The sequence below is a fragment of the Leptospira chreensis genome (assembly GCF_016919165.1).
GTDB classification, from domain to species: domain Bacteria; phylum Spirochaetota; class Leptospiria; order Leptospirales; family Leptospiraceae; genus Leptospira_A; species Leptospira_A chreensis.
Window position 1 is genome coordinate 33287 of record NZ_JAFFPS010000026.1, and the last position, 12619, is coordinate 45905.

The window sequence follows — 12619 nt, forward strand, 5'->3', positions numbered from 1 at the left end:
ATTCGTTTCAGAATTCTATGCGAGTCTTAATCGTTTGCAAAGGAAAAAAGAAAGGGATTAAGCTTTTTCTGCGTATCCTTTTAGTTTTTGTACCATGGAGAATAATCCGTTTCTTCTTGAGATCGAAAGAAATTTTGCAAGGCCTACTTCTTCTATGAAACCAAGCGAGGCATCCGCTATATCTTTCGGAGATTGTCCCGAAAACACGCGTATGAGGATGGCGATTAGACCTTTGGTGAGGGCAGTGTCACTATCGGCATCAAACTCTAATCGTCCACCTTCTAGTTTCGGTGCGACCCAAACTCTTGATTGGCAACCGGGGACTATATATTCTTCTGTTCGTTTTTCATCGGGATAGGGGGGAAGTTCTTCACCTAACTCAATCAAATATTGAAACTTCTCTTCCCAATCAGTAAGATCGGAGAATTCTGCTATGATTTCTTTTTGGATTTCCGCAATGGACTTACTCATGTTTGGCATCCGGAGTTGGAATCTCGGCAAACTTATCTTTTTTTCTCATATAAAACTTGTTAAAGTTTGCTGTGGTAAGATTTTTTAATTCCACTCGATTTACAGTTGATACTGTGAGTTCATACAACTCGTCATTGGATTTAAAAAAATAATCCATTCGAAGTTTTTCTTCCAAAGTATATTCGACATCATTCCAAATTAATTTTTTGGATTCAAAGTCTACATACAAACATTCCGGAGGTTTGGTGAGCACATAACAAAATTCACCAGCCTTAGGAACTCCCTTGTAAAACAATCCGCAGTGGAAAAAGGAAATAGAAAAGAGAAGGAAAAGAAAACTTTTATTTACGATCGCAAAACTTGTTTTCAACTGTTTTGATGGAAATCTAGAAAGTAGGAACTTGAAACCAATCATTCTTTTTTTTCCGGTGTTAGATCTAGTTTGGTTTTGGCTCCTGGTTTTTCTACAATCATCTTCGCAATGAGGATAGGAATCTCCGGATTCTTTTTGCCAGAAGAAAGGTAAAATTCTTCCAATAGGTCAATTCCTTTCTGAGAAAGATTTTGTAAGTGAAAGATTGTGGCTTCCGTAATAATAGAAGTTTCCGTAATCCGATCGGGATTGTTGGACTTGGCTTGTCTAAGGAGAGACAAAGCTCCTACATAATCTTTTTTATAATACTTTCCAAGACCTCGTAAAAAATTCTCTTCTCTTGGTGTGAATTGAATTCCGGCATTATAATTTGGGTCTTTTGTGATTGTGATGAGTTTGTCAAGGCCTGATGCATCACCGGCTAACATGGTATTGAAGGTGAGTAACCAAATATAAACCGTTTGGAACTCTGGTGAAAGTTTAGAACGATCCAAATTTCCATATTCGCTTATGAGAACTTGAGGTCTTTTGACATGACGGTGTGTTTCCCCGAGGAATAATAAAACTTTGTTATTCTCCCAATCAGAAAATGGGGAAGAGGAGAAAGACTCGGCAGTCCTCGCATTCCAAAATATGGAATCCAAAGTAGAATCGGCAAGAACTGAGGTTCCAATGAAGTCTTGGAATTCTGAACCGAGATGTAAAATCAAACTGTCGTGATCAAAATAAATTCCAATTCTATATAAATTCCAAAATAAACTGCGCGCAATCAAATGGAAGGCAACGGGATCTGTAGGATCCTTTTCGGAATAGGTGGTGGCGATCGATTGGAAGTCTTCGATATCTTTTTCTTTCAGGTTTCCCGATTTCCAGAGTTCGATCGTTTTTTCTTTGGTTTTTTCTGCCCTGACACTTTGGTCTTTTGCAAAAAGAAAATAAATTTCTTTTCTATAGGTAAACCCTAACACGGACAGACCAAGCGCTAAAACCAATAGAAATAGCGGGGTCTTTGATTTCTTCTTTCTGTGCGGTTCGTACCGGGAGTAAATCGCCATCGTTGGTTCCCATTTTTTTTTGCCCTCCCCACTTGACACGGCTTTTTCTTTGTGATTTAGTGAGAAGGGTATGGAAGATGACTTTTTAGATGATGACGAATTCGATGCAGATAGCCTCAACGAAGACGTCGTAACGTATGCTTGTGAGGATTGTGACCACCGTTGGGAAGCCGAAGGGGAGGATGAATACCTCGATTCTTGGGAACTGATCTGCCCTATGTGCGGATCGGCGAATATCACCGAACTGTAATTTGACTTATTTTCAGTATATTTTTGGTTTTTTGATTCTACCATCGCTCCTTTGGAGCGAGACCTCCGGTTTTTCGACCCTCTACACAGAATTCAAAAAAGGAAATTACGCAACCGTATCCAAAGGCTCCCTTCAATATTTGAACACAGCCGATGGAGAAAAAGACCCTAGGATATTTTTCCTCTATGTTTCGACTGAGGAAAATTGGTCTCAACTGAAAACTAAGGTGGTTCGAGATGCTCCACCTAACTTTAGATCATCGGTTCACTACTGGAATGCTATTTATCTATTTATGGAACGATCCCTTGTCTTTGGGGAGTCCGATTTGCTCATCGAATGGGGTAAAGAATTCCAAAAGTCGGGGAAACAAAGTCCCAAATACAACGATGCCTTACTTTTGTATGGTCTTGGCCTTATGGACTTAAAAAATGAATCGGAAGCCAAAAGAATTTTTGCAGAAATAGAATCTAATTCTCCCTCCAAACACGTGTTATCCCAATTGGAAGAGATTAAATCTTCAGGTAAATAAATGAAAGGACTACGTGTATCACAAGGAAAGTGGAAAGGGAAAGAAATCCCATCCCCACCAGATGTATCGGGACATTTAAATTTTACGAATAGCCTGATGAAAAAAGCCATCTTCTCTCTTATGGATTCTCGCCTTCTTTCTTGGGGTCTCGGTTTTGATTCTGTTTTGTTTTGTGATTATTTTTCCGGCAGTGGACAGATTTCTGCCGAAGCCTATAGCCTATCTGTCAAACGACTTTTGACTTATGAGTTAGACCAAACTAGATTTAGGCAAGTCCATTCCCTTTTTCGAGGGCTTAGTAATGTTCAATTGTTTCGAAAAGATGCAACCAAACACGCATTAAAGTGGGAGATCGGCGAAGAAGAAGCTTATATCTTTTATTTGGACCCACCTTACACGTATTGGTCGGAAACTCCCACTCGAATGAAAGAAATGTTGGAACATTTGTATGACTTTTGTATCTCTACAAAAAAACCTTTCCTAATTTTATGTCAAATCCCAGAACACCAACCCATTGATAAAATTTGGGCTTCAGTTCCTCATAAACAAAGAGAGTATGGGAGCCATTCCATCATCGAAACAGGTTATGAAAATGCCGAGACCACTCTTCGGTAAACAAAACCGTTTTGATTTTAGAATCATTCGCCTTTTTATTTCTACTATTGTTATTTATTCCTTCGCTTTAGGATCCTCTCTTTGGGCTTTGCCCACCTATGAAGAAGTAAAATCAACTTACAAACCCTCCGACATTCAAGTATTGGATCGCAGTGGCGAACTTGTCCAAAGGTATAGAATCCAAAATACATACCGATCGGAAGAATGGACGGACTATCACAAACTTCCTAAATTTTTAATTGAGTCGGTGGTTCATGCAGAAGACAAACGGTTCTTTTCGCATGGGGGAGTGGATTCGAATGCTCTTGTTTCCTCCTTCCTAGGAAATCTCACGGGGTCGACCTTACGTGGTGGTTCTACCATTACCATGCAACTGGTTTCACTCTTAGATTTGGAATTACAACCGAGAGAATCCAAACGTAAAACAGTATTTCAAAAACTAAAACAAATCCAAAGAGCTGTGGAGTTGGAAGATACTTGGACGAAGGAAGAAATTTTTACCGCCTATATCAACTTGATTTATTTTAGAGGAGAGTTGAAAGGAATCAGTTCCGCAAGTAAGGGATTATTTCGAAAATCACCTGAGGCATTGACACCTAACGAAACCTATGTGCTTGCTGCTCTCATTCGTTCCCCACAAAGTTCGATTGAAAAAGTGGAAAGACGTGTTTGTTTACTAAAAATGGAAAGGGATGGGGTAGAGGACTGTACCGCCATTTCTCGTTTGGTGAGAGAATCTTTGTTTCGAAATTTAGATTATCCGCAGTATCCATCCTTTGTTCCGTTATTTACAAAAGCACTTCTGGATTTTTCAAAAGAAGATGGAAAATTAAACTCTTCGTTTCCCTCTTCCTTATCTTTAAACTTCCAGAGAAAGGTAGAAGAGATTCTCAAACGAAATGTAAAATCTCTGGCAGAAAAAAATGTCAAGGATGGAGCTGTCATTGTCATAGACAACCGCACAGGTCAGGTTCTTGTCTATGTTGCTAATATCGGGGAAGAAAGTTCTGTTGGAAAACTAGACCTCATTCGAAGCAAAAGACAAGTGGGATCCACTCTCAAACCATTTGTGTATGCACAAAACTTCCAAGAAAACAAACTAGACCCCGACTCCATTCTTTCTGATTCTCCGGTAGGGATTCCTGTTTACCAAGGCATCTATCGACCGTTAAACTATGATAAATCTTATAAAGGGAATGTGACAGTAAGACAAAGTTTGGCCTCTTCACTCAACATTCCGGCCATCCGTGCTTTGTCATTTTTAGACATCAATGAATTTGTTTCTGTACTCGAGAGGTTGGGAATCACCGGCCTTCGGTATCCTGAGTTTTACGGACCTTCCTTGGCACTAGGGACTGCAGATATGAGTTTACTAGAACTCACCAATGCCTACCGAACCCTTGCCAATGGGGGTGAGTATTCTGAACTAAGATTTCAAAATACAACAAAGGAAATCGCATCAAGAAAAGTATTCTCACCTAAAGTAAGTTATCTGGTTTCGGAAATCCTTGCGGATCGGGAAGCTCGGTCTCTTGGGTTTGGATGGGATAATTTTTTATCAACATCTTATTATACCTCGGTCAAAACAGGAACAAGCCAAGACATGAGAGACAATTGGTGTATTGGTTATTCGGAGTTTTATACAGTTGGTGTTTGGGTGGGAAATCCTACAGGGGCTCCGATGTTAGATGTTTCCGGGATTACGGGTGCGGCTCCTGTTTGGCGTGAGACAATGGATGTTTTACATGAGTCCCTAGGTTCTAAATTAAAAAAACCTGAGTTTGAAAATTCCACAGATACAGGTTATCATCTGTCTAAAGACGGTGGGGTAGAGAAAACAAAGTCGAAGAGAATTCTCACTCCTGTGAGCGGAAGTATTTTTGCATTGGATCCTGATATTCCCTTGGGACGTCAAAAAATCCTCTTTACTTTCAGTTCCTACGAGGTTTCGTATTCTTATTATTTAAACGATGAAAACATTGGTTCCGCGGGAGGGCCTTACCTCTGGGAACCGAAGAAGGGAGAATATCGTTTGCAAGTAAAAGATAGAGATGGTAAAGTTTTATCTCTTTCTTTATTTGAAGTTCGGTAACATACAATGCCAAAACCAATCAAATACAAACATAAATTCACCCAACAAGTTGTTTGGGGTGAGATGGATGCTTTCGGGCATGTAAACAATGTAACATACGTTAGATACTTCGAATCGGCGAGAGCTGATTATTTTACCAAAGAAGGATTATGGGATTCACCGGTAAAACCAGTCAAGGCTGGGCCTGTGCTCACTCATTTGGATATGGACTATCGCAAACAAGTGGTTTTCCCTGCTACTTTAGAAATTTCACTGGAAGTGGATTCTATTTCTTCTCGAGCATTTACTGTGATTTGTTCTATGTGGAATGAAAACGAGGAATGTGTTCTGACTGGGAATGCTGCTTTCGTTTGGTTCGATTTTGAATTACAAAAACCATCGGCCCTTCCAGATCATTTTAAAACAAAATTTGGACCCAACCATTTGGTATGATAAAACAATCCTTTCAAGAACGATTTAAACTTGATGATGAGGTGATGAAGATTTCCAGAATCTGCCTCGTTGTATTTTTTAGTTTTATCGGTTTTGGAATCTTTGCTCCTATTGATGAGTTAGGATTGTACGATCCCAAGTGGATTCGTATTTTACATGCATCAGTTACCTTGGGATTTTTCTTTGCCACTTATTTCTCCGATTGGGTTCGCAAACAAATCCAAAACATCATGTTGTTTTTCTTCTACACCATGAGTGCCCATTCTCTTATCCTTCTGTATTGGAACTCCCTTTACATTGGTTATCTTGTGGGAATGATTTTAGTGCTTTCTTGTATAGGTGTGAGTTTTGTGGACAGAAGGTCTCTTGTTTCTTATTTGGGAACTGTATCTTCCGCCGGAATTTTTATTGGCCTTTATACAAAAGAACCACAAGTGGATTTACCACTTTACCTTTCGGCCATCATCACACCCGCTCTTGTTTCCTATCTAACACTCAATATACGACTCAGCTCTGTGGAAAAACTTCGCATTTCAGAATCGAAACTCAAAGGGTTTCAAGATCGTATGTTAAATGAATTGGATCTGGCCAATGAAACCCAGTCCAATTTGGTAACGACGCAGTGGCCCAAAACAAAAGGTGTGCGGCTCCATTCTTTTTTTCAATCCTTTGGACAGGTGGGTGGTGATGCCATTAGTTATTTGGAACGCGAGGATGGAAAGTTAGCGCTGTTTTTTGCAGATGTTTCTGGTCATGGAATTGCATCGGCTATGGTTTCTGCCATGGCAGTTCTTGCTTTTAAAATTCATGGAAATCAAACCGAACCTTCTAATTGTTTAAAATCAATTCATACCGACTTGCAAGAGTTAGTTCCCAATAATCATATCAGTGCTTGTGTATTGTTTGTGGATACATCCACAAAAGAAATTCGATATTCCGTGGCAGGCCATCCCCCTCTTATCCGAATCGAAAAAGGTTCAGATCCTAAATTTATAGAAGGGATGGGAACTCTCATTGTGTCCTATTTAAAACCCAATCTCAAAGATTATACTCTCATTCCCAACTCAGGGGATCGAATTTTACTCTATTCGGATGGAATTTTGGAAGTTTTTGATGAGGCGGGAGAGATTTATGGAGACGAACATTTACTAACATCCATAAAAAATCATTCTGACAAAAAAGGTGAAGAATTTTTGAATGCTCTATATGAGGACTCTATGTCATTTTCGGCAAAACGAATTTCCGACGATATGAGTATGTTATTACTGGAAATTTTATGAATTTGTTGTTAACACCCTTTCTTTGGTTCAAAAAAGAGTTCATCCCCTTTCGTACTTTAGATCGTTATTTATTTTTAGATTTTTTTAAAACCTTTCTTGGTACTCTCATCATGCTTACATCCATGATTGTGATTTATAAATTCACAGACGTGATGAAGTATTTAGTTTCTTCGAAAGTAAACCAAGTGCATGTCTATTTACATGTATTGTATTCTTTGCCATCGATGGTGGATCAGGTTGTAGCTCCGGCACTTATGTTTTCCGTTTGTTTTGTCATCGGTCAATTTAGTGTGAACAAAGAACTTGTGGCCATGATGGTTGCCGGAGTTTCTTTTATCCGAATCATCACACCCATTTTATTTTTTGGAATCGCTATCTGGCTTGTTATGACTCTCTTTGGGCAAACAGTTGTGATTCCGGCCAACAAACAGGCACAGATCGAATTTAGTATTATGGCAAAGGGATCCAACCGACTGATAGATTTTGTCTATCAATTGCATATCAAAGGAAAAAAAGGTTTCTATTATGTCTATTGGATCGATGAAAAAGATAACACTGTAAAAGGTGGATTCAACTACATCGAAATCACACCAGACGGCCATCCCACTTATACTGTATCTTCACAAAAAGCAAAATTCATTCCGTCCCCTCACAGTTGGGTTTTGTATGATGCAGAAGAAGTCAGGTTCAATGAAAATCTAGAACTCGTATCTCGAATTAAATATCCAGAAAAAACCTATGATTTCCCGGAAGACTTAGCCTATTTTTCCAAACCTATTCGTAATCCAGAAGAAATGAATTTTTTTGAATTAGCAGATGAGATTCAGTCCAGGATCACCAAAGGAATTCCTTTTCGAAACGTGATCATCCAACAACATATGGCTTTTGCTATGCCACTGATGTCTTTTGTTGTGGTGACTCTGGGTGCCCTTGCTGGTGCCATCACCAAACGTTCTGCAGGTGTGGCAAGTCTTGGTCTTACGATTGCCGTTGTATTGTTATATTATATTTTGAATTCGACTGCTAAAACTTTGGCCGAAAACGGCGCCTTGCCAATTTGGATTGGTATGTGGATGACACCTGTGATTTTCACCTCAGCGGCGTATCTTTTGTACAGACGAATGAATATTTAAATTCATTCCGTATTCTGTATGATGGGTTAGAACTTTACTTTAGAAACCATACTATCAAAACTTTAGTTGGATAAAATACGAGGAGTGATCCTTCTCCTCGTTTAAAGATTGTGAAAGTTTTAATCCTTTCTTTTGAAATTGCCCGTGACTTAATTTTCGGTTAAAAACACTCGTTTGTAAAGATCGGTTTGTAAAATCCCCTTGGGATCATACTTCTTCTTCAAGGAGTAGAATCTTTTTAGATTGTCTTTAGGGAAATAGGATTCCATCACACGTTTGCGAAGAGTGGAATCTTTGGCAAAGTAGAATCTACCTTTGTGTTTTAAAACAATTTCATCCATCTCTTTACAAAGTGCCCATAGTTTATCTCTATTTCCTTTGGTAACAGGGAAGTCCATTGCCATAGAAAATCCATCCACTGCATGAGTTAATAGGAATGGATCTGGTTTGTGTTTTTTGAATACAGACAGATAATTCACGATTCCTCGTTCTTGGCAAATGGTGAAAATTTCACGGAATGCTTGTTTGGCGTTTTCTTTTGGAATGAAAACTTGGTATTGGATCATTCCACCTGGTTTGTAAACAAACTTCCAATTGGGTACATAATCCAAAAGAAAAGCATACTCCGCATGGCCTTGGTAATAGGCTTTGTTATTTACGAGAATACTTGCAATACACTTAGCAAAATTGACAAGGCGCATTCCTAAATTAAAACTAAAGGGACGCATAAGAATCCACATCCATTTTTTAGGAATCACATAAAACAAACGAGAAGGAAGGTGTTGTCTTTCGAGTAAACAGTTACCAGGAAAATCAGGATCTTCTCCTTCTTTTAAGTTTGTGGCTTTATGGATTTGGCCTCTACCCATGGATTCACCTGAGGCAAAGGCATCAATCCAACCCACTAAATAATCGGATGATTTATAATGTTCTTCGAAATAAGTAAATAGTTCATCAAAGTTTCTCACATACACTGGATCAATTTTCATTTTTCCAGAATAAATGGGTTTCATCTTGATTTGTACTGTTAGAAAACAACCTAACATTCCAAAGCCGGAAATTGCAGAATAAAATAGATCTGTATTTTTTTTAGGAGAACAAACTAAAATATCCCCTTTGGCAGTTAGGAATGTAAATTCTTTGATATGTTCGCCAATGGTTCCCACTTTGAAATTGTTTTTTCCATGAATGTTCATAGAAAGAGCACCACCAAGGGTTGGCATCATGGTTCCAGAAACTACAGGAGGCCAAAATCCATTTTCAATACCTGTTTCCCAAAGGTCTTTGATTCGCGCTCCGGATTGGACTGTCATCACTCCTGTTTTTAGATTAAAATCCAAAACCTTATTGAAGTGAGTTAAATCCAAAACAATCCCGTCTGTATTTGTGGAAGCATCTCCATAACTACATCCACCACCACGTAACGCAACTTTGGTGCCTGTTTGGTTTGCCCAAACAAAGAGTTCTTTAATCTCTTCTTCTGTTTCTGGACGAAATATAGAAGAAAGAGAAAACGAACTCATTCCCCATGCTTCGACTTTTTCCTTTTTAGGAACTTTCACATCTTGAATGGATTTAGTTTTTTTTGCGACCATGTTATATACTCAGTTTTTTAAAAATGAAATTGGGAATGTTACGAATGATAAGGCCAACGAGTGCCCAAATCCCAGGAACAAATGCTTCGTCTTTTCCACTGGCAACAATCTTAAGAATTTTATTAGCTGCTTCTTCAGCAGTGATTGCTTTTAGTAAACCTTTTTCAGGGAGTTTTAAACCTTTCGTCATTTCAGTGATGACGAATCCCGGTTTAATGGTTGTTACTTGGACATTGGATTCTGATAATCGATTGCGAAGGGCTTCAAGGTAAGTATTGAGTCCGGCTTTAGAAGTATTGTAAACGGGATTCCCTTTACGACCTCGTTCTCCTGCGATCGAAGAGATTCCTACAATTTTACCAGACTTTTGTTTTGTAAAATATGTAGCCACAGGATTTAGAAAAGCAACTGCACCCAAAAGGTTTACGTTTAACATTTCTAAGTCTTTTGTCGTATTGTACTCATTAGGAGAGATCTCAGGCATAACTCCAGAGGCAAAGTACACTTCATCCAATCCGCCGAGTAAACTCACTGCTTTCCCGAAGGTTTTCTCTGCTGTGGAAAACTTTGTCACATCAAAGACTAAAGGGAAGGCTCTTTTCTCTTTGGTTTGATTGGCTTTTTTGGCTATGGACTCTAGGGACTTTTCCCTTCTTGCCAAAAGAACCACGGAATTCCCTGCGTTCAATTCAGCTTCTGCTATGGCTTTTCCGATCCCACTCGAGGCACCGACGATGATTATTTTTTTCCCCATGTTTACGTTTTTTTGGTTTAATCGAATCTGGCAAGTGGTTTCATTAGAGTTGTGCCCGTAAATGAGAGAATCCTGATCGACGGGATGAATCTAATGTATAAATTTCCCGATTTGGCTTTTTGTTTGGGGGAATACCGCCTGCAAGATGCCCGGGACGGGTTATTGGCCCATCTAAAACGATTCTATGTTACGAATCAACATTCTAAGATTTTAGTATTTTTTGACGGGAAAAAGGATCTTACCTCGGATTGTTATTCGGAAGATTGGGATAAATTCTCGATTCATTACAGCCATGAAAAAAAAGCCGACGAACTCATCATTGGATATCTCAACTTATGTCCAGTACCTTCACAGTGTTTGGTGATCACTTCCGACAAAGAGATTGTTAGTTTTGCACGTAGGCTTCGGGCCAAAAGAATGACCTCCGAGGAGTTTTATGCAGAATGGCTCAAACGGGAATCCGAAGAGGATGAAACGGAATTTAACTACCTGAAAGAAGGATTGACACCAAGTTCGGAAACCGATTACTGGGAGAGACAATTCCTCCCTTGATATGTTGTTCAACTCAATCCCATTTTTAATCTTCTTTTCCATTGTCTACACACTCTATTGGGCCATTCCTAAAGAGGTTCGAAAGTATTTTCTGCTTATGGCAGGGATTGGTTTTTATGCCTACTTTTCTTTGGTCCTGACGGCCCACTTTCTTGTTGCCATTGGGATCAATTACCTTCTCTATCGCAAAATCAAATCCCAACCATCGAAGTTTTGGATTGGACTTACGGTAGCTCTCAACCTAATCAATTTAGGGTTTTTTAAATATATTTATTTTTTCAGTAAGGTCCTTGCTGATCTAACGGACTATCCGTTCTTTAAACAAGTTCCTGATCTCATCCACATTGCCTTACCACTGGCGATTAGTTTTTATACCTTTCAAGTGATTGCCGCCGCCGTTGATACTTATCGCGATCCATCAAAACCCGTAGTCAAAGTGGATGATTACTTTTTGTTCGTTGCTTTTTTTCCTGTGCTCATTGCGGGGCCTATCATGCGGATGTCAGACTTTTTTCCGAACTTGGACAAACTTGTTCCAAACAAAGAAAAGATGTACCGCGCATCGTATTTACTCATGTCGGGGCTTGTGAAAAAAGTTCTCGTGGCTGATCCCATGTCACTAACCATCTCACCGGTGTTTGGTTCTCCTGCGGAATACGATTCTTTTTCTTTATTCATCGCAGGGATTTGTTATTCGATTCAAGTGTATAGTGACTTTTCTGGACTAACCGATATGGCGCGTTCCATTGCTTTGTTTTTAGGTTTTGAAACACCAGAAAACTTCAAAGCTCCTTTTTTCTCCACGTCTGGACGAGAACTTTGGAAACGTTGGCATATCACACTTTCTTTTTGGCTTAGAGATTATATTTATTTTCCACTCGGTGGTTCTCGGAAAGGAGAACTCCGCACTTACTTAAACCTAATCATCATTATGACACTCGGTGGATTTTGGCATGGAGCCGATTATACTTTTATCTGTTGGGGTTTTTATTGGGGATTGATTTTGGCCGGGGAACGGTATTTTGAAGACAACTTGGGTTGGAAGTTAACTCCACAAAAAAACAAATTCTTAATCGTAATCAAAGCTCTCATCGTTTTTGTTTTATTTTCGATTTCGGGACTGATGTTTCGATCGAATAACGCAACCAATATGGTAGATCATTTTTATGGTATCTTTACTCACTTTTCCCATAGTTTAGAAGTTATGTTTGTAGGTGATTCCAATGAATGGTTGGTTTCAGCCACATCACTTTTGGGAAATGGTTCTTCTTTTCGGTTCCAACATATCGAAAACCTGGAACGTATTTTTTATACTTCGATTGCTCTATTGTTTTTTCACCATATCCAATATGTTCCTGAGTTTTGGGAACGGGTTCGTAAACACGATGTATGGCTTGTGCCAATACTTGGTGTTGTTACGATTTTCCTTCTCGCCACTCTTTCACAAGATGGTGGAGAATTTATCTACTATAAGTTTTAGGAGACATT

At 39.1% G+C, this 12619-nt stretch carries 14 protein-coding genes; 9 read left to right on the forward strand and 5 right to left on the reverse strand.

Annotated elements, in window-relative coordinates; translation table 11 throughout:
* Window positions 1–57: 57 nt before the first annotated feature.
* From JWG41_RS07595 to JWG41_RS07605, 3 genes are read right to left on the reverse strand one after another with little or no spacing between them, the layout of a single operon-like run.
* A complete protein-coding gene (locus JWG41_RS07595) occupies window positions 58–471 on the reverse strand; it encodes a SufE family protein (protein WP_205269329.1) in 414 nt (137 codons plus the stop codon).
* On the reverse strand, window positions 464–886 hold the full coding sequence (locus JWG41_RS07600) for a hypothetical protein (RefSeq protein ID WP_205269330.1): 423 nt from the start codon (window positions 884–886) through the stop codon (window positions 464–466). Before JWG41_RS07600 ends, JWG41_RS07595 begins: the two co-directional genes overlap by 8 nt.
* Window positions 883–1812: a hypothetical protein gene (locus JWG41_RS07605; protein ID WP_205269484.1), complete on the reverse strand. Its 930-nt coding sequence runs from the start codon at window positions 1810–1812 to the stop codon at window positions 883–885. The genes JWG41_RS07600 and JWG41_RS07605 overlap by 4 nt, the downstream gene beginning before the upstream one ends.
* 157 nt (window positions 1813–1969) lie before the next feature.
* Here JWG41_RS07605 and JWG41_RS07610 point away from each other — a divergent pair, with 157 nt between their 5' ends.
* Genes JWG41_RS07610 through JWG41_RS07640 form a run of 7 tightly spaced genes read left to right on the forward strand, consistent with a single transcriptional unit; the run spans window position 1970 to window position 8230 of the window.
* Window positions 1970–2149, forward strand: coding sequence for a hypothetical protein (locus tag JWG41_RS07610; protein WP_108959948.1), 180 nt, complete (start codon window positions 1970–1972; stop codon window positions 2147–2149).
* A 1-nt stretch (window position 2150) separates the two neighbouring features.
* Window positions 2151–2678 carry a tetratricopeptide repeat protein gene (locus JWG41_RS07615; protein WP_205269331.1) on the forward strand — a complete coding sequence of 176 codons (528 nt, stop codon included), beginning with the start codon at window positions 2151–2153 and terminating at the stop codon, window positions 2676–2678.
* On the forward strand, window positions 2679–3293 hold the full coding sequence (locus tag JWG41_RS07620; protein WP_205269332.1) for an RsmD family RNA methyltransferase: 615 nt from the start codon (window positions 2679–2681) through the stop codon (window positions 3291–3293).
* Window positions 3271–5385 carry a penicillin-binding protein 1C gene (pbpC, locus tag JWG41_RS07625; protein ID WP_205269333.1) on the forward strand — a complete coding sequence of 705 codons (2115 nt, stop codon included), beginning with the start codon at window positions 3271–3273 and terminating at the stop codon, window positions 5383–5385. Before JWG41_RS07620 ends, pbpC begins: the two co-directional genes overlap by 23 nt.
* A 6-nt stretch (window positions 5386–5391) precedes the next feature.
* Entirely contained in the window at window positions 5392–5817 is a 426-nt protein-coding gene (locus tag JWG41_RS07630) for an acyl-CoA thioesterase (RefSeq protein WP_205269334.1), read from the forward strand.
* Entirely contained in the window at window positions 5814–7097 is a 1284-nt protein-coding gene (locus JWG41_RS07635; protein ID WP_205269335.1) for a PP2C family protein-serine/threonine phosphatase, read from the forward strand. The genes JWG41_RS07630 and JWG41_RS07635 overlap by 4 nt, the downstream gene beginning before the upstream one ends.
* Entirely contained in the window at window positions 7094–8230 is a 1137-nt protein-coding gene (locus JWG41_RS07640; protein ID WP_205269336.1) for an LptF/LptG family permease, read from the forward strand. The genes JWG41_RS07635 and JWG41_RS07640 overlap by 4 nt, the downstream gene beginning before the upstream one ends.
* 149 nt (window positions 8231–8379) lie before the next feature.
* Here the strand turns inward: JWG41_RS07640 and JWG41_RS07645 are convergent, their stop codons facing one another.
* On the reverse strand, window positions 8380–9825 hold the full coding sequence (locus tag JWG41_RS07645; protein ID WP_205269337.1) for an FAD-binding oxidoreductase: 1446 nt from the start codon (window positions 9823–9825) through the stop codon (window positions 8380–8382).
* Window position 9826: 1 nt separating this feature from the next.
* Window positions 9827–10579 carry an SDR family NAD(P)-dependent oxidoreductase gene (locus JWG41_RS07650; protein WP_205269338.1) on the reverse strand — a complete coding sequence of 251 codons (753 nt, stop codon included), beginning with the start codon at window positions 10577–10579 and terminating at the stop codon, window positions 9827–9829.
* A gap of 51 nt (window positions 10580–10630) precedes the next feature.
* Between JWG41_RS07650 and JWG41_RS07655 the strand changes: the two genes are divergently transcribed.
* On the forward strand, window positions 10631–11131 hold the full coding sequence (locus JWG41_RS07655) for an NYN domain-containing protein (RefSeq protein WP_332461286.1): 501 nt from the start codon (window positions 10631–10633) through the stop codon (window positions 11129–11131).
* A 1-nt stretch (window position 11132) separates the two neighbouring features.
* The gene (locus tag JWG41_RS07660) at window positions 11133–12611 is read left to right on the forward strand and encodes an MBOAT family O-acyltransferase (protein ID WP_205269340.1); all 1479 of its coding nucleotides are present in this window, start codon (window positions 11133–11135) and stop codon (window positions 12609–12611) included.
* Window positions 12612–12619 lie beyond the last annotated feature (8 nt).

What these genes read in the sequence shown, in the direction of transcription:
- JWG41_RS07595 (WP_205269329.1), bottom strand. Translation starts at nt 471, where the DNA reads ATGAGTAAGTCCATTGCGGAAATCCAAAAAGAAATCATAGCAGAATTC.
- JWG41_RS07600 (WP_205269330.1), bottom strand. Translation starts at nt 886, where the DNA reads ATGATTGGTTTCAAGTTCCTACTTTCTAGATTTCCATCAAAACAGTTG.
- JWG41_RS07610 (WP_108959948.1), top strand. Translation starts at nt 1,970, where the DNA reads ATGGAAGATGACTTTTTAGATGATGACGAATTCGATGCAGATAGCCTC.
- JWG41_RS07620 (WP_205269332.1), top strand. Translation starts at nt 2,679, where the DNA reads ATGAAAGGACTACGTGTATCACAAGGAAAGTGGAAAGGGAAAGAAATC.
- pbpC (WP_205269333.1), top strand. Translation starts at nt 3,271, where the DNA reads ATGCCGAGACCACTCTTCGGTAAACAAAACCGTTTTGATTTTAGAATC.
- JWG41_RS07630 (WP_205269334.1), top strand. Translation starts at nt 5,392, where the DNA reads ATGCCAAAACCAATCAAATACAAACATAAATTCACCCAACAAGTTGTT.
- JWG41_RS07635 (WP_205269335.1), top strand. Translation starts at nt 5,814, where the DNA reads ATGATAAAACAATCCTTTCAAGAACGATTTAAACTTGATGATGAGGTG.
- JWG41_RS07640 (WP_205269336.1), top strand. Translation starts at nt 7,094, where the DNA reads ATGAATTTGTTGTTAACACCCTTTCTTTGGTTCAAAAAAGAGTTCATC.
- JWG41_RS07645 (WP_205269337.1), bottom strand. Translation starts at nt 9,825, where the DNA reads ATGGTCGCAAAAAAAACTAAATCCATTCAAGATGTGAAAGTTCCTAAA.
- JWG41_RS07650 (WP_205269338.1), bottom strand. Translation starts at nt 10,579, where the DNA reads ATGGGGAAAAAAATAATCATCGTCGGTGCCTCGAGTGGGATCGGAAAA.
- JWG41_RS07660 (WP_205269340.1), top strand. Translation starts at nt 11,133, where the DNA reads ATGTTGTTCAACTCAATCCCATTTTTAATCTTCTTTTCCATTGTCTAC.